The organism is Martelella sp. K41-7, from assembly GCF_055808365.1.
Map to the genome: position 1 here is coordinate 930,610 of NZ_CM147867.1, position 13,809 is coordinate 944,418.

The following is a 13,809-nucleotide window of genomic DNA, read 5'->3' on the forward strand; positions in this document are numbered from 1 at the left end:
TTTTGCGCCACCGGGTCAGTAATTCTTCGCAAGGTCCATGCCGGCATAGAGGCTCGCGACCTCGTCGCCATAACCATTGAAGATCTGCGTGTCGATCCGCTTGCCGCCGCCGAAAAGCCCGCCGCCTTCGCCAATCACACGTTCCGTCGCCTGGCTCCAGCGTGGATGCGGCACATTCGGGTTCACATTGGCGTAAAAGCCATATTCGCTCGGCTGCAGCAGGTTCCAGCTATTGGGCGGCTGTTTGTCTGTGAGCGTGATCCTGGTGATCGATTTGATGCCCTTGAAGCCGTATTTCCACGGCACGACCAGGCGCATCGGCGCGCCCGACTGGTTCAGCAGCGTCTTGCCGTAAAGCCCGACAGAGATGATGGTGAGCGGGTGGTTGGCCTCGTCGAGACGCAAGCCCTCGACATAGGGCCACGGCATGGGTTGACCGAAACCGCTCTGGCCGGGCATTTGCTCCGGCCGCACCACGCCCTCGAAGGCAACATATTTTGCCGCGCCGGTCGGTTCCGCCATATCGATGATCGATTTTAGCGGAATGCCGACCCATGGAATGACCATCGACCACGCTTCCACGCATCGCATGCGATAGACGCGGTCTTCCAGCGGAAACTTCGTCATCAGTGTTTCGATATCGACAGTCTGCGGCTTTTGCACCATGCCGCCGATTTCGAAGGTCCAGGGATAGGGCTGGAAGTTTTCCGAATTCTTGAACGGATCAGCCTTGCCTGTGCCGAATTCGTAGAAATTGTTGTAGTGGGTGATGTCCTCGAAGCCGGTCTCGGCGCGCGCGGGCTTGGGGAAAGGGCCGGGAACGGTCTTCAGGTCCTCACCCTGCGAGAGCGCGGCTGCGCTGGCCTGGCCAAAGCCCGTCGCAAAAGTGGCGCCGGCGGCAAGGCCCGCAGCCAGAAGCGTGCGACGTTTCAGATAAAGATGTTCCGGTGTGATCTCGGATGCAGGTATATGGGGCGGCTTGTAAGCGGACATCGAAATGTCTCCCGTAATGCTCATTATGAACTATTACGTTGGAACATCGCCGATAGTTTCAGCTTGCACAAGAAACTTCGAGACCACGTTTTTGTGTTCGGGGCGTGAGGGGCGCGCGATCTGCCTGCCGCGTCAGCCGTCAGGTCTCAATCATTCTTTTTCGTCAGACCCGGCGTGCGAGATGCCTTCTCCCAGAAGCTCTTCGACAAACCATGCGGCAAACTGGGCGCGGCCCGAAACCCCGGCCTTGGCATAAATCCGGGCCATCTGAGCGCGCACCGTGCCTTGGGCCGATCCGCGCAGGTTGGCGATTTCCGACATGTCCATGCCCTTCAGTGCGAGCATGCCGACTTCCCGCTCTGCCGCCGTCAGGCCCCAGACATCAAATTGTGTTTCGATGATACGAACGAAATCGCCGCTGGCGATATCGAGCGCGCGGCCTTGCGCAGCCATGCGTTCCAGCGTCAGCCGCAACTGCCAGCCAGCCATAAATATGCCGAACACGAGAACGAATGCCGTCAACGCCTCGATAATCGACTCAGCGCCCGCTGGACCGGAGACAAGGTCGCGAACAGCATCGGCAACGAAGAAAAGCGCTGCTACGCTCTGAAGAAGCATGAAGATCGCAAGGGCGATCGTCTGTGACCGCCCTTGCCGTGTTGTTTTCTGAAGTCTCGTCAACGGGTTGGACCCTTGATCATCGGGCGGACAAGATTTCTCCTGAGCGCGTAGCTTTCTGCCGCAACACCTGCGACATGAATGAGCGCCAATATTAGCATGAGATTGGCCGCCGTTTCATGCACTGCTTTCACGACATCGCTCTCTGAGGATGCCTCGCTATCAGAATCGCCATCCGTCACAAGCACAGACCAGTCACCCTGTTCGACCGCAGCGCGCTCCTTTGCGATAGCGATCGGGGTTTTGGCGTCCGTCATGATCAGTCCCGTCGCGATCACCGCGGCAAGGCAGGCCCAGAGCGCATAGACCATCATCGCACCGGCCGGGTTGTGCGAGGGGTATTCTTTTGGCTTGCCACGCAGCAGCGAGAAAAGATGCGATGCCGCTGCACGCGGATCCGGGAGGAAGGCGGCAAACCGGGCTTCCTTCGGGCCAATGAACCCCCAGACAAGACGAATGATCAGCACAGCCATCGCGATCCAGCCGATCCAGATGTGGATGGCTCCGCCCGGCTCTGAAATCAGACCGTTGATGATGACTGCGGCGGCAATCAACCAGTGACTGAGGCGCACAATCGGGTCCCACGGGTTGGGCGGGGCAATCATTGCCCCTTTCCCTGCTTGTCCAGTCCTCGACATGTCAGTCTTTTCCGGAAATTTTGACGATCGCGCCGGTCTTCGGGCTGATATAGACTTCGTGCATCACATTGTTTTCATCGTAGCACTTTGCCTCGATCATGCCAGCCTCGGCCTCAAAGCCCTTGAGGTTGCAACCGGCCTTTTGCAGAGCTGTAGCGGCATCCGTAGGAGTGGTGCCGACGATATCGCCGATGGCGGGCATTGCGAATGCGGTGACGGGGGCGGCAATGAGCGAGGCCGCAAGCATCAGTGAACGGATCATGGTAATTCCTCTGTTGGTACGACGCTCCGCATGTGGAGCGCAACGCCCCCATCTGCTGCCTTGAAGCACAGCCGTCCATCTGCTTATGGCTGATCTGGGTGCGCGTAAGCAATTGCTTATGGGGCGGTCTCCGGTTTTTGGAGTAACCGTACCGGAGAGTACCGTTTTGCCGCTAACCGATAGTGACAGCCCGGCCTATATGGGATACCACCACCACAAGCGGCGATACCTGCGTGAGGCGCAGGAGCACATTGAGGAGGACCGGATAGGTCATATGTGCTGTGAACGCCTGATTTAAGAAAGGAAGCACCCATGCCTGCCTATCGTTCCAGAACGACGACACACGGACGCAACATGGCCGGCGCGCGCGGTCTCTGGCGCGCAACCGGCATGAAGGATGGCGATTTCGGCAAGCCGATTATCGCCGTCGTCAATTCTTTCACGCAGTTCGTGCCCGGTCACGTGCATTTGAAAGACCTCGGCCAGCTTGTCGCCCGCGAGATCGAGGCGGCCGGTGGCGTTGCCAAGGAATTCAACACCATTGCCGTCGACGACGGCATCGCCATGGGCCATGACGGCATGCTCTATTCGCTGCCGTCGCGCGAGATCATTGCCGACAGCGTCGAATACATGGTCAATGCCCACTGCGCCGATGCGATGGTCTGCATCTCCAATTGCGACAAGATCACCCCCGGCATGCTGATGGCGTCGCTGCGCCTCAACGTCCCCACCGTTTTCGTTTCCGGCGGCCCGATGGAGGCCGGCAAGGTGGTGCTGAACGGCAAGGAACAGGCGCTGGATCTGGTTGACGCCATGGTCGCCGCCGCCGATGACAAGTATTCCGACAGCGACGTCCAGTCGATCGAGCGCTCGGCCTGCCCGACCTGCGGGTCCTGCTCCGGCATGTTCACCGCCAATTCGATGAACTGTCTGACGGAAGCCCTCGGCCTGTCGCTGCCGGGCAATGGCTCGACGCTTGCGACCCACGCAGACCGCCGCCGCCTGTTCGAGGAAGCTGGCCACCGGATCGTCGATCTCGCCCGCCGCTATTACGAGCAGGATGACGAGACGACGCTGCCGCGCAATATTGCCAGCAAGGCGGCGTTTGAAAACGCCATGACACTCGATATCGCCATGGGTGGCTCGACCAATACCGTGCTGCATATTCTGGCCGCCGCCCATGAGGCGGAACTTGACTTCACCATGGACGATATCGACAGGCTGTCGCGCTACGTGCCGTGCCTGTGCAAGGTTGCGCCGGCGAAGAACGACGTTCACATGGAAGACGTCCACCGCGCCGGCGGCATCATGGCGATCCTCGGCGAGCTGGACCGGGCCGGGTTGATCAAGCGCGATAGTCCGACCGTGCATTCGGCGACGTTGGGCGACGCTATCGACCAATGGGATATCGTGCGCACCAATTCCGAAAGCGTGCGCAACTTCTTCATGGCCGCCCCGGGTGGCGTCCCGTCACAGCAGGCATTCTCGCAGGAGCGCCGCTGGTCCGAGCTCGATCTCGACCGGGTTTCCGGTGCGATCCGCAATGCCGAGCATCCGTTCTCCAAGGATGGCGGTCTTGCCGTTCTCAAGGGCAATATCGCGCTCGACGGCTGCATCGTGAAGACCGCTGGCGTTGACGAGAGCATTCTGAAATTCTCCGGCCCCGCTGTGGTCTTCGAAAGCCAGGATGCGGCGGTCAAGGGCATCCTCTCCAACGAGGTCAAGGCCGGCGATGTTGTCGTCATCCGCTACGAAGGGCCGAAGGGCGGGCCGGGCATGCAGGAAATGCTGTATCCGACCAGCTATCTGAAGTCGAAGGGCCTCGGCAAGGATTGCGCACTGATCACTGATGGACGCTTTTCAGGCGGCACATCCGGCCTTTCCATCGGCCATGCTTCGCCCGAAGCAGCCCAGGGCGGCACGATCGGCCTCGTGCGTCAGGGCGACATGATCGATATCGACATCCCCGGCCGGACGATCGATCTGCGCATCTCGCCCGCCGAGCTTGAAGCCCGGCGCAGCGCGCAGGACGAAAAGGGCTGGAAGCCGGAGCACCCCCGCCGCCGCAAGGTGACGACCGCGCTCAAGGCCTACGCCGCCTTCGCCGCCAGCGCCGATAGGGGCGCTGTGCGCATCCTGCCGGAATAGGCGAGGGTATTGGGTTTACGGATGCAGAAGGCGCGGTCCCTGAGGGCCGCGCCTTTTTTGTGTCTGGATGCTATGAGGCTAATTACGCGCGCTCGAATGAGGCAAGCTCACGGCACATGTCGTGGCAAGTCTGGCGCATTGACACTCGGCAAAAGTTTTAGGGCCCATCGCTCTCAGAAAGTGCATTGACGAGTGTTCGTGCCTCTTGGTCGGTCAACTTGTGGTATTGCACATTGCCGGCGTAACGAAATTTGACAACAAAGCGAAAGTCATCAGAAACAATGTGGTAAAGCGTGATGTGATCGGCAATTCGCGACACTTTCGCGACCTTGCGGCGAGAAAGGAAGATTCTGTCGACAAGGCTGAGCTTTTTCAGCTTGGCACCCGAGGAACGCCTTTCCGGCGGAATTCGCGTTTTGAAGACATCGCATACGGTGCCTCCGGCATCAAGGTAGTTTTCAAGCATGGTCTGGGCAAAAGCGTCACAAGCCTACGCCCACCCAGCCCGCCTGTCTCCAGGTGATTAGGTTGTCTTCGTTGACGGTCCAGCAGATCAGTCGCCATCCGCTGCCAAGGAATACGCTGTACTCTTTGGAGAAGCAGGAGAGCTGCCCTTCAGGTTCGCCTTTCAGATCGACAAACCCGATATTTTGCCGAGCAAGTTCCTGCAGCCCCACCGTCCGCTCTTCAGCCCGCTTCTTTGCAGCGTTATAGCTATAATCGGTTGTACCAATAAGCTCTCTCTGACTGAAGCCTCGTTTCTCCAGGTCGAGACGGGCTGTGGAAGACTGTCTGCCGACGGGAATCCGCTGCTCAAGAAAGTCGACATCGGCTGCGGGGATTCGCGCGCAGCCTTCTGCACTCGCAAGTGCAGCGAGGAGAAGGACAGTCAGGCATCGTTTCGTTTGTCGAAGCATGGCTCGGTTTCTAGCAGAGCGGTTCTCCCGATCACCTTGAGGCAACTGCTCGTTTTCCGTAAAAATAGTGTGGCGAATCGAAATGGCTAGATCGCTTGCATCACTGTTGAAAAGCGGTGGCTCTGGATACGGTAACACTCAAATAGGCTTGTCGATCCCGTCATAGAGCTTCTGCAACTGACCAATCCGAACCTGATAGGCCTTTTCGATGCAGGAGACGTCGGTACCGCAGGCCTCGCGCTGCTTCAGCCATGCCTTCTGGTCGTCGGCCATATTGCCGGAAACGCCCATGGCGAAGAGGCCCTTGAGCATGGTGTACATGGTCGCCATCTTTACATCGTCATCATTGAGCGTGAGGTTGGCGCAGATGGTCTTCTCGTTCGGGGTCAGGCCGGAAGCCGAGCAGTCGAAGCTGGCTGCTCTGGCCTCGTTGGCGCCGCCGAAGGGGGCGGACATGGAAAGCGTCAGGGCCAGTGCCATCGTTGCCGGCAGGCTGCCGAAGGCGAGATAGGTTTTGCGGGGCATTGCGATCTCCTCTTGTGAAACTGGCGCATGCCAGATGTTTTGAAAAGTGCAGCCGGAATTGCGGCAATTTCATGCTTTGGCCAAACAGCCTTTCTAGCCTTGCATCATGCCTCCGGCGTAAGCATCTCTATCGCCGGGACTTCCAAAAGGCTATGTCGTTACACATGAAGGAATTCTGAATGGCAATGGACATGATGAAAGAGCCGATGAGTTTTGCTGCCGGAGCCGGTGCAGTGCCGCGCCGGGGGGCTGAAATCGAAGCGCTTTGCCGTTGCAGGCGCGCTTTCGCTTTCTCTGGCGCTTTGCGGCGGCAGCCAGGCTCTGGCCGAGCGGGAAGTGCCACAAGGACAGGCACAAGTGATGCTGTCCTTTGCGCCGCTGGTCAAGGAAACCGCGCCCGCCGTCGTCAATGTCTATGCCGAGCGCATGGTGCAGCGGCGGATGTCGCCCTTGTTTTCCGATCCGTTCTTCAGCCGGTTCTTCGGCGAGCAGATGCCGGGTCGCTCCGAGCGGCAAACCTCGCTCGGATCCGGCGTGATCGTCACCGGCAACGGCATGGTGATCACCAATAACCACGTCATCGCCGGGGCAGATGATGTTCGGGTGGCGCTTTCCGACGGACGCGAATTTTCCAGCACGGTGCTGTTGAAGGATGATCGTTACGATCTCGCGGTGTTGAAAATTGACGCCGACGAGGAATTCCCGACCGTGCCGATCGGCAATTCCGATGCGGTCGAGGTCGGCGACCTTTCGCTTGCCATCGGCAATCCGTTTGCGGTCGGCCAGACGGTGACCAGCGGCATCATTTCGGGTCGGGCGCGCAATTCCGTCAATGATGGCGAATTCGGCTTTTTTCTACAGACCGATGCAGCGATCAACCCCGGCAATTCCGGCGGCGCGCTGTTGAGCATGAATGGTGAGCTGATCGGCATCAACACGGCGATCTTTTCCTCCGGCGGCGGGTCGAATGGCGTCGGTTTCGCGATTCCTGCGAATATGGTGAAAGTGTTTCTGGCGGCGGCTGAAAACGGGGATGCCAGTTTCCAGCGACCCTATGTCGGGGCGTCCTTCGGTCCGGTCAGCTCGGATATTGCTGAGGCGCTGGGGCTCAAGGCGGCGCGCGGAGCCATCATCTCGGCCATACGGCCGAACAGTCCGGCGGAAAAGGCGGGGCTCGAACCAGGCTCTGTGATCATTGCCGTCAATGATATTCCGGTCGAACACCCCGATGCTCTGCTCTACCGGCTGACGGTCGCCGGTATCGGCAATAGCGCCGACCTGACCGTCGAGCGGAATGGTGAGATTGCCCACGTGGCACTGCCCTTGCAGCTTGCGCCGGAAGATCCACCGCGCGACACGCGCGTGATCGACGGTGCTTCTCCATTCTCCGGTCTGACGGTGGAAAACATTTCGCCACGTGTGTCTGAGGAGTTGCGCCTTTCCGGCATCAGTGATGGAGTGGTGGTGAGCGATATCGAACAAGGCACGCCTGCCGCACGTATCGGCTTTGCGAAAGGCGATGTGATCGTTTCCGTCAATGGCGAGGCAATCGACACGACACGGACGCTTGAAGGCGAGGCCGGACACACCCCCGTCCAGTGGCGCTTTTCCGTCAATCGCGGCGGCAGGATGATAAACCAGATACTCAGATGACCGACCTGTTTGCCCCGCACGTCCCCGAAGACATCGAAAACAAGCGGCCGCTTGCCGATCGGTTGCGGCCAAAATCGCTTGCCGAGGTCACCGGTCAACCGCATCTGACCGGCCCCGATGGTGCGTTGACGCGGATGATCGGCTCCGGTTCTCTTGGATCGATGGTATTTTGGGGGCCTCCGGGCACAGGCAAGACCACTGTGGCGCGGTTGTTGTCCGGCGAGGCCAATCTCGCCTTCGAGCAGATCTCGGCCATCTTTTCCGGCGTGGCTGACCTCAAGAAAGTGTTCGAATCGGCCCGCGCCCGGCGCATGAACGGGCGCCAGACGCTGCTGTTCGTCGACGAGATACACCGCTTCAACCGCGCCCAGCAGGACAGTTTTCTGCCCGTCATGGAAGATGGCACCATCATTCTTGTCGGGGCGACGACCGAAAACCCGTCCTTCGAACTCAATGCGGCTCTTCTGTCGCGCGCGCGGGTGCTGACCTTCCGCTCGCATGATGGCGAAAGCCTGACGGAACTGATGAAGCGCGCCGAAGAGACCGAGGGCAGGGCGCTGCCGCTGGATGATGCCGCGCGCGAAACACTGGTGATGATGGCCGACGGCGATGGCCGCGCGATCCTGACGCTGGCCGAAGAGATCTGGCGTTCTGCGCGCGAGGACGAACGTCTGGATCCGCAAAGCCTGATGAATATCGTCCAGCGCCGCGCGCCGATTTATGACAAGGGGCAGGACGGCCACTACAATCTGATCTCGGCGTTGCACAAATCGGTGCGCGGCTCGGACCCGGATGCGGCGCTTTATTATCTCGCCCGCATGTTCGATGCCGGCGAGGACCCACTGTTTCTGGGGCGACGTCTGGTGCGCATGGCGAGCGAGGATATCGGCCTCGCCGATCCGCAGGCGCTTGTTATCGCCAATGCCGCCAAGGATGCCTATGACTTTCTCGGCTCACCCGAGGGCGAACTGGCGCTGGCTGAGGCCTGCGTCTATCTGGCCACCGCGCCGAAGTCCAACGGCGTCTATACCGCCTTCAAGGCGGCGATGCGCGCGGCGAAAAACCATGGTTCGTTGCTGCCGCCCAAGCATATCCTCAACGCGCCGACCAAGCTGATGAAGGATGAGGGCTACAACGCCGGTTATCGCTATGACCACGACGAGCCCGACGCCTTTTCCGGACAGGATTATTTTCCCACCGAGATGGGCAGGCAGCAATTCTATCGCCCGCCCGAACGTGGTTTCGAACGCGAAATCAACAAGCGTCTGCAATGGTGGGACAAGTTGCGGCGCGATCGCAACAACAGCTGAGGCCTTTTCGGCGGGTCCCCCGGGAACTCTTCTCTTCAGGTTGCGTTTACCATGCAACAAGAAGGGAAAACTGCAATGGATAACCTGCCCGCACGTGTTCTTGCTTATCTTATCATTGCTATCGGTGCAGCCGCGGTCGTTTCGGTGATCCTCATCGTGCCACCGCTTTACGACGCCCGTGCCTTCCTGCTGCCAGTGATTCTGTTGATCGCCTGGGTCGCCGGCCCCGTCCTCACGCATTATCTCGCGCCCGCCACGCGACCGCGTCTCCGCAAGCGGTAGCCCCTGCCGCGTGACGCAAACGCCCGACCGGAAGGGAAGCCGGCCGGGCGTTTGTTGTTTTCGATCCGAAAATCAGCGCGTGCTTATTGCGCCGGACCCTTCTTGATTGGCTCCTGATAGGTGAAGCCCATGTCCCAGGGGAAATAGATCCAGGTGTCCTGGCTGACCTCGGTGACGAATGTATCGACGGTCGGCACGCCCTTGGGCTTGGCATAGACGCAGGCAAAATGGGCTTTCGGCAGCATCTCACGCACTTCCCGCGCGGTATTGCCGGTATCTGTCAGGTCGTCGATGATCAGCACGCCTTCACCGGCGGTTTTGATCAGTTCCTCGGAAATGCCCTTCAAAAGCTGGGTTTGGCCCTGGCTGGAGTAGTCGTGATAGCTGGCGATGCAGACCGTCTCGATCAGGCGGATTTCAAGCTCCCGCGAGATCACGGCCGCCGGGACCAGCCCGCCGCGGGTCACGCAGACGATTGCGGTGAAGGTCTGTTCGAGGCCAGCGAGGCGCCAGGCCAGTGCGCGGGCATCGCGGTGAAACTGATCCCACGTAACGGGAAAGGCTTTTTCGGGAAGGGACATGTTTGGCTCCGGGGCACGCTGACGCAGAATGATTTTGCCGGCGGTCAAAACCCTCCGGTCTGTGGCATGCGAACCCGCCCCGGCGCTTGTTTTCTGGACAAGCAATGCCCGAGACAGATGACGCTCTGCCGTTGGGCATCGCTATTAGCCCCATTCACCGTCAAAAGGCAAGCAGGGCGGGGCGTCAGGCACCGGAAAGATGGGCCTTGGCGATCAGGCAGACTGGATCAGCGCGACATCAGTGTCGCAGCTGTCATCGATTCCAGCAGGGTGCGGGTTACACCGCCGAACAGCATCTCCCACAGCCGCGAATGGGTATAGGCACCCATGACCAGAAGATCGACGGATTTATCCGACAGCCGGTTTTCGATGATGGTCCCCGCCTTGGCCTTGTCGGCATGGGCGCTGGTGGCCGTCACATTGACGCCATGGCGGGCGAGCGTCGAGGCGATTTCGGCGCCTGTGAGACCGCTTTCCTGCTCGTCGCTGTCATGCGGGTTGACCGAGAAAATCTCGACTTCGTTTGCCTTCAGCAGGAACGGCATGGCGTCAAATGTGGCGCGGGCTGCCTCGCGCGAGCCATTCCAGGCGACCATTACCCGGTTGAACGGCTTGGCGACCTTGTCGACATGAGGCACCAGCAGAACCGGCCTTCCGCTTTCAAACAGGAAGCTCTCGAAATCGGATCGCGCATCTCCGGGGGCATCGGGGCTGACTTGCGGAGCGATGATCAGGTCGCAGGTGCGTGCGCTGTCGATGACCGAGGAACCGGCAAAGCCGGCGGCGGAGACGATTTTTCGCCATTCGTAGGACAGGCCTTCCCGGTCTGCCCGTTTGCGGAATATCTCGCCAAGCTCGGCGCTGCGCTTTTCGGCGATGTCCTGCAGCGACTGGATCGAAATCGGGTCCGGAATTTCCATCGGCGCGATGATCGGTGTCGGGTTTACGGTTTCTGCATGGAGGCCGATGAGGTGTGCGTCGAATGAGCGAACGATCTCAACGGTGTAATCCAGGAAACCACCAGCCTGTGTGGGTGATTCCATGACGGCGAGAATGGTCTTGTAGGTCATCTGAAACGCTCCTCTTGGGCTTGGCTCCCTGCCCATATAGGTCGCCGGCGACCGATTGGCGGTTCCGGCAGTTACTGCAACGACAGTCTATTCCTATTGCCAGAAAATGCGAAGGGCGGAAACGCGTCTTTCGGGTAAGGCCGAACGGAATTCAGTGTGCCGTCATCGCCTCCAGCATGGATCGGATATCGGCGGCGGCGGCCTCGACGTCGGCTTTCTCACGGGCACGGACGACGAGCTGCGTGCGGAAGCCTTCTGCTGAAAAACGAGGATAGGAGCCAATCGAGGTTTCGGGATGGGCCTTCTGAATTTCGCCAAGTCTGGCGGCGATATCGCCTTCGCCGAAGGGGCATTCCACGGTCTCGGAAATAAGCGGCACTCCGCCCTTCAGTGTGGGGATCACATTGTCGAGCATCGCCTGGAAAATGCTCGGCACACCGGCCATCACGTAAATATTGCCGATCACGAAACCGGGGGCCGTGGAAACCGGATTGTCGATCAGTGTGGCGCCTTCCGGCATGCGCGCCATGCGCTGACGCGAGGCGTTGAATTCGATGCCGCGCCGCTGGTAATGCGTGGTGAGGCGGGTCATTGCCTCGTCATTGTAGATGCAGGGCAGGCCGAAAGCGGTGGAAACCGAGTCGGCGGTTATGTCGTCATGCGTGCCGCCAATGCCGCCGGACGTGAATACATAAGTATAGCGAGACCGCAGCGTATTGACCGCCTCAATGATCGCGTCCGCGTCGTCGGCAACGATCCGCACCTCTTTCAGGCCGATCCCGATGAGCGTCATGGCTTCTGCCAGATGGCCGATATTCTTGTCCTTGGTCCGTCCGGACAAGAGTTCGTCGCCGATGGCGAGCATGGCTGCGGTCGGATTGTCGTCTTCGCTCATTGTCGTCGGACCCATGGTTCTGTTGAAGCAGGAATTGCGGTTCCGTTTTGGACCCATGTTTGGCTTTCTTCAAGCCCGCGGCTCGGTAAGTGAGGCAAAGCCGTTGTGAACCTGCTGATGAGTGAACACTGCGTCTATCGTCCGGCGTCTGGACTTCGCCCAGCCGGAAGGCCTATCTCTCGATTACCAATTTTTGAGCCAACCCAAGTGGAGTTTTCCAAAATGGCTAAAGTTCTCGTTCTCTATTACTCGGCCTATGGTCACGTCGAAACCATGGCCAAGGCCGTTGCCGAGGGTGCCGCTGCCGAAGGCGCCGAAGTCACCATCAAGCGCGTTCCCGAGCTGGTTCCCGAAGACGTTGCCAAGGCATCGCATTTCAAGCTCGATCAGGAAGCCCCGATTGCCGACCCGAACGAACTTGACCAGTATGATGCCGTGATCTTCGGTGCCGGAACGCGCTTCGGTACCGTCGCCTCGCAGATGCGCAACTTCATGGATCAGACCGGTGGTCTCTGGGCACAGGGCAAGCTCGTCGGCAAGGTCGGCTCGGTGTTCACCGCTTCGGCAACCCAGCATGGCGGCCAGGAATCGACCATTCTCAGCTTCATTCCGACGCTTCTCCATCACGGCATGGTGGTTGTCGGCCTGCCCTACGCCTTTGCCGGTCAGATGGGTCTCGACGAAATCAAGGGCGGCTCACCCTACGGCGCTTCCACCATTACCGATGGCGACGGCTCGCGTATGCCGTCGACGGTCGAACTCGAAGCCGCCCGTTTCCAGGGCGCGCATGTTGCCAAGCTTGCCGGCAAGCTTTCGGCCTGAGCTTCTCTTTTCTGACATGTTGATGACGCGCGGTCCCTGTGGCCGCGCGTTTTTGTTCCCCGGTTTTCCCCGTCAGCTCCCGACCCGGCCACAGCGCTTAGGATTCCTGCAGTTTTCACAGGCAGGGAGGAGCCGCACGATGCGGATCGAAAACCATAAAATTCCAGGGATCTGGTACGGACAATCCGCCAATCTGGGTGCCCGGCGGCAAAACCCGCCGGTCATCATTGTGCTGCATTACACCACCGGCTGGAATGGTGCGGCAAGCCGCGACTGGCTGATGGGCGCTGCAGCCGGCTCATCCAACCGCGGCTCCAGCGCCCATGTCGTGATCGACCGCGACGGCACGGCCTGGCAGATTGCACCGTTCAACCGCAAGGCATGGCATGCCGGTCCATCGCGCTATGGCACGCTGGAGGGGCTCAACAGCTATTCCGTCGGCATCGAATTCGTCAATGCCGGTTGGCTGAGGCCGAACGGGCTCGGCGATTTCACCGACGCTTATGGCAAGCGGTTTACCGAGCGTGCGCTGAAAAAGACCGGCGGCTATCAGATGGCGCCGCATCAGCGCGTCGGCACAGGCCGGTTTGCCTGGCCGCTTTACCCCGAGGCACAGCTTGCCACCGGTCTCGATCTGGTTCAGGCCCTCATCGGCCACTATCCGATCAAGGCAATCGTCAGCCATGAGGAGATTGACACGCGCGGCTGGAAGACCGATCCGGGGCCGGCCTTCCCCATGGAGCGCTTCCGCGCGACGCTGGGTGAGGCCAACGACAGGGAGCCGATGGCGGTGGTTACCGCCGGGCGGCTCAATCTGCGCGGCGGTCCGGGCGCGCAATTTGAGAAGGTGGTTCCGCCGGGAACGCTTCTGAAGGGCACGCAACTCAAGATCATGAGCCGGGATGGCGACTGGGCCTTCGTCGCGCCCGAACACCCGGACGGCCGAGAGGGCGTTGTTACCGGCTGGGTGCATACGGCCTATATCGCGCCCATGATCGCGGCCTAGTGGAATGAATTTGACATTTGAGGTCCGTT

General features: G+C 60.0%; 16 protein-coding genes. 6 read left to right on the forward strand and 10 right to left on the reverse strand.

Annotated features, from left to right (window positions below):
• Positions 1-15: 15 nt before the first annotated feature.
• The 4 genes from msrP to AC0L7L_RS04410 form a co-directional block, all read right to left on the reverse strand.
• On the reverse strand, positions 16-993 hold the full coding sequence (msrP, locus tag AC0L7L_RS04395; protein ID WP_272210498.1) for a protein-methionine-sulfoxide reductase catalytic subunit MsrP: 978 nt from the start codon (positions 991-993) through the stop codon (positions 16-18).
• A 150-nt stretch (positions 994-1,143) separates the two neighbouring features.
• Entirely contained in the window at positions 1,144-1,674 is a 531-nt protein-coding gene (locus AC0L7L_RS04400; RefSeq protein ID WP_272210499.1) for a helix-turn-helix transcriptional regulator, read from the reverse strand.
• The gene (locus AC0L7L_RS04405) at positions 1,671-2,276 is read right to left on the reverse strand and encodes a cytochrome b/b6 domain-containing protein (protein WP_473512304.1); all 606 of its coding nucleotides are present in this window, start codon (positions 2,274-2,276) and stop codon (positions 1,671-1,673) included. Before AC0L7L_RS04405 ends, AC0L7L_RS04400 begins: the two co-directional genes overlap by 4 nt.
• 34 nt (positions 2,277-2,310) lie before the next feature.
• Positions 2,311-2,571 carry a PepSY domain-containing protein gene (locus AC0L7L_RS04410; RefSeq protein WP_473512306.1) on the reverse strand — a complete coding sequence of 87 codons (261 nt, stop codon included), beginning with the start codon at positions 2,569-2,571 and terminating at the stop codon, positions 2,311-2,313.
• A gap of 312 nt (positions 2,572-2,883) precedes the next feature.
• Here AC0L7L_RS04410 and ilvD point away from each other — a divergent pair, with 312 nt between their 5' ends.
• Positions 2,884-4,719: a dihydroxy-acid dehydratase gene (ilvD, locus tag AC0L7L_RS04415; RefSeq protein ID WP_473512308.1), complete on the forward strand. Its 1,836-nt coding sequence runs from the start codon at positions 2,884-2,886 to the stop codon at positions 4,717-4,719.
• A 157-nt stretch (positions 4,720-4,876) separates the two neighbouring features.
• Here ilvD and AC0L7L_RS04420 read toward each other — a convergent pair whose 3' ends face one another.
• From AC0L7L_RS04420 to AC0L7L_RS04430, 3 genes are all read right to left on the reverse strand, one after another.
• Entirely contained in the window at positions 4,877-5,185 is a 309-nt protein-coding gene (locus tag AC0L7L_RS04420; RefSeq protein ID WP_272210502.1) for a hypothetical protein, read from the reverse strand.
• Positions 5,186-5,201: 16 nt separating this feature from the next.
• Positions 5,202-5,636: a hypothetical protein gene (locus tag AC0L7L_RS04425; protein WP_272210503.1), complete on the reverse strand. Its 435-nt coding sequence runs from the start codon at positions 5,634-5,636 to the stop codon at positions 5,202-5,204.
• A gap of 138 nt (positions 5,637-5,774) precedes the next feature.
• Complete coding sequence (locus AC0L7L_RS04430) at positions 5,775-6,161, reverse strand: lysozyme inhibitor LprI family protein (protein ID WP_272210504.1); 387 nt, start codon at positions 6,159-6,161, stop codon at positions 5,775-5,777.
• A 228-nt stretch (positions 6,162-6,389) separates the two neighbouring features.
• Here AC0L7L_RS04430 and AC0L7L_RS04435 point away from each other — a divergent pair, with 228 nt between their 5' ends.
• The 3 genes from AC0L7L_RS04435 to AC0L7L_RS04445 all read left to right on the forward strand — a co-directional run bounded on the left by AC0L7L_RS04435 (position 6,390) and on the right by AC0L7L_RS04445 (position 9,406).
• The gene (locus tag AC0L7L_RS04435; RefSeq protein ID WP_473512312.1) at positions 6,390-7,814 is read left to right on the forward strand and encodes a Do family serine endopeptidase; all 1,425 of its coding nucleotides are present in this window, start codon (positions 6,390-6,392) and stop codon (positions 7,812-7,814) included.
• Complete coding sequence (locus AC0L7L_RS04440) at positions 7,811-9,124, forward strand: replication-associated recombination protein A (protein ID WP_473512314.1); 1,314 nt, start codon at positions 7,811-7,813, stop codon at positions 9,122-9,124. The genes AC0L7L_RS04435 and AC0L7L_RS04440 overlap by 4 nt, the downstream gene beginning before the upstream one ends.
• Positions 9,125-9,199: 75 nt before the next feature.
• Positions 9,200-9,406 carry a hypothetical protein gene (locus AC0L7L_RS04445; protein ID WP_272210507.1) on the forward strand — a complete coding sequence of 69 codons (207 nt, stop codon included), beginning with the start codon at positions 9,200-9,202 and terminating at the stop codon, positions 9,404-9,406.
• Between the two features lie 83 nt (positions 9,407-9,489).
• Here AC0L7L_RS04445 and gpt read toward each other — a convergent pair whose 3' ends face one another.
• From gpt to AC0L7L_RS04460, 3 genes are all read right to left on the reverse strand, one after another.
• Complete coding sequence (gene gpt, locus AC0L7L_RS04450; protein ID WP_272210508.1) at positions 9,490-9,987, reverse strand: xanthine phosphoribosyltransferase; 498 nt, start codon at positions 9,985-9,987, stop codon at positions 9,490-9,492.
• 227 nt (positions 9,988-10,214) lie between these two features.
• The gene (locus tag AC0L7L_RS04455; protein ID WP_272210509.1) at positions 10,215-11,057 is read right to left on the reverse strand and encodes a universal stress protein; all 843 of its coding nucleotides are present in this window, start codon (positions 11,055-11,057) and stop codon (positions 10,215-10,217) included.
• Positions 11,058-11,208: 151 nt separating this feature from the next.
• Positions 11,209-11,952, reverse strand: coding sequence for a competence/damage-inducible protein A (locus AC0L7L_RS04460; protein ID WP_272210510.1), 744 nt, complete (start codon positions 11,950-11,952; stop codon positions 11,209-11,211).
• Between the two features lie 222 nt (positions 11,953-12,174).
• Between AC0L7L_RS04460 and wrbA the strand changes: the two genes are divergently transcribed.
• Together wrbA and AC0L7L_RS04470 are read left to right on the forward strand one after the other, a co-directional pair.
• Complete coding sequence (wrbA, locus tag AC0L7L_RS04465) at positions 12,175-12,774, forward strand: NAD(P)H:quinone oxidoreductase (protein WP_272210511.1); 600 nt, start codon at positions 12,175-12,177, stop codon at positions 12,772-12,774.
• Positions 12,775-12,913: 139 nt separating this feature from the next.
• Entirely contained in the window at positions 12,914-13,780 is an 867-nt protein-coding gene (locus AC0L7L_RS04470; protein WP_272210512.1) for an N-acetylmuramoyl-L-alanine amidase, read from the forward strand.
• Positions 13,781-13,809 lie beyond the last annotated feature (29 nt).

Excerpts from the sequence above, each read along its gene's own strand:
- msrP (WP_272210498.1), bottom strand. The coding sequence starts at position 993 with ATGTCCGCTTACAAGCCGCCCCATATACCTGCATCCGAGATCACACCG.
- AC0L7L_RS04405 (WP_473512304.1), bottom strand. The coding sequence starts at position 2,276 with ATGATTGCCCCGCCCAACCCGTGGGACCCGATTGTGCGCCTCAGTCAC.
- AC0L7L_RS04410 (WP_473512306.1), bottom strand. The coding sequence starts at position 2,571 with ATGATCCGTTCACTGATGCTTGCGGCCTCGCTCATTGCCGCCCCCGTC.
- ilvD (WP_473512308.1), top strand. The coding sequence starts at position 2,884 with ATGCCTGCCTATCGTTCCAGAACGACGACACACGGACGCAACATGGCC.
- AC0L7L_RS04420 (WP_272210502.1), bottom strand. The coding sequence starts at position 5,185 with ATGCTTGAAAACTACCTTGATGCCGGAGGCACCGTATGCGATGTCTTC.
- AC0L7L_RS04425 (WP_272210503.1), bottom strand. The coding sequence starts at position 5,636 with ATGCTTCGACAAACGAAACGATGCCTGACTGTCCTTCTCCTCGCTGCA.
- AC0L7L_RS04430 (WP_272210504.1), bottom strand. The coding sequence starts at position 6,161 with ATGCCCCGCAAAACCTATCTCGCCTTCGGCAGCCTGCCGGCAACGATG.
- AC0L7L_RS04440 (WP_473512314.1), top strand. The coding sequence starts at position 7,811 with ATGACCGACCTGTTTGCCCCGCACGTCCCCGAAGACATCGAAAACAAG.
- AC0L7L_RS04445 (WP_272210507.1), top strand. The coding sequence starts at position 9,200 with ATGGATAACCTGCCCGCACGTGTTCTTGCTTATCTTATCATTGCTATC.
- gpt (WP_272210508.1), bottom strand. The coding sequence starts at position 9,987 with ATGTCCCTTCCCGAAAAAGCCTTTCCCGTTACGTGGGATCAGTTTCAC.
- AC0L7L_RS04455 (WP_272210509.1), bottom strand. The coding sequence starts at position 11,057 with ATGACCTACAAGACCATTCTCGCCGTCATGGAATCACCCACACAGGCT.
- AC0L7L_RS04460 (WP_272210510.1), bottom strand. The coding sequence starts at position 11,952 with ATGAGCGAAGACGACAATCCGACCGCAGCCATGCTCGCCATCGGCGAC.
- wrbA (WP_272210511.1), top strand. The coding sequence starts at position 12,175 with ATGGCTAAAGTTCTCGTTCTCTATTACTCGGCCTATGGTCACGTCGAA.
- AC0L7L_RS04470 (WP_272210512.1), top strand. The coding sequence starts at position 12,914 with ATGCGGATCGAAAACCATAAAATTCCAGGGATCTGGTACGGACAATCC.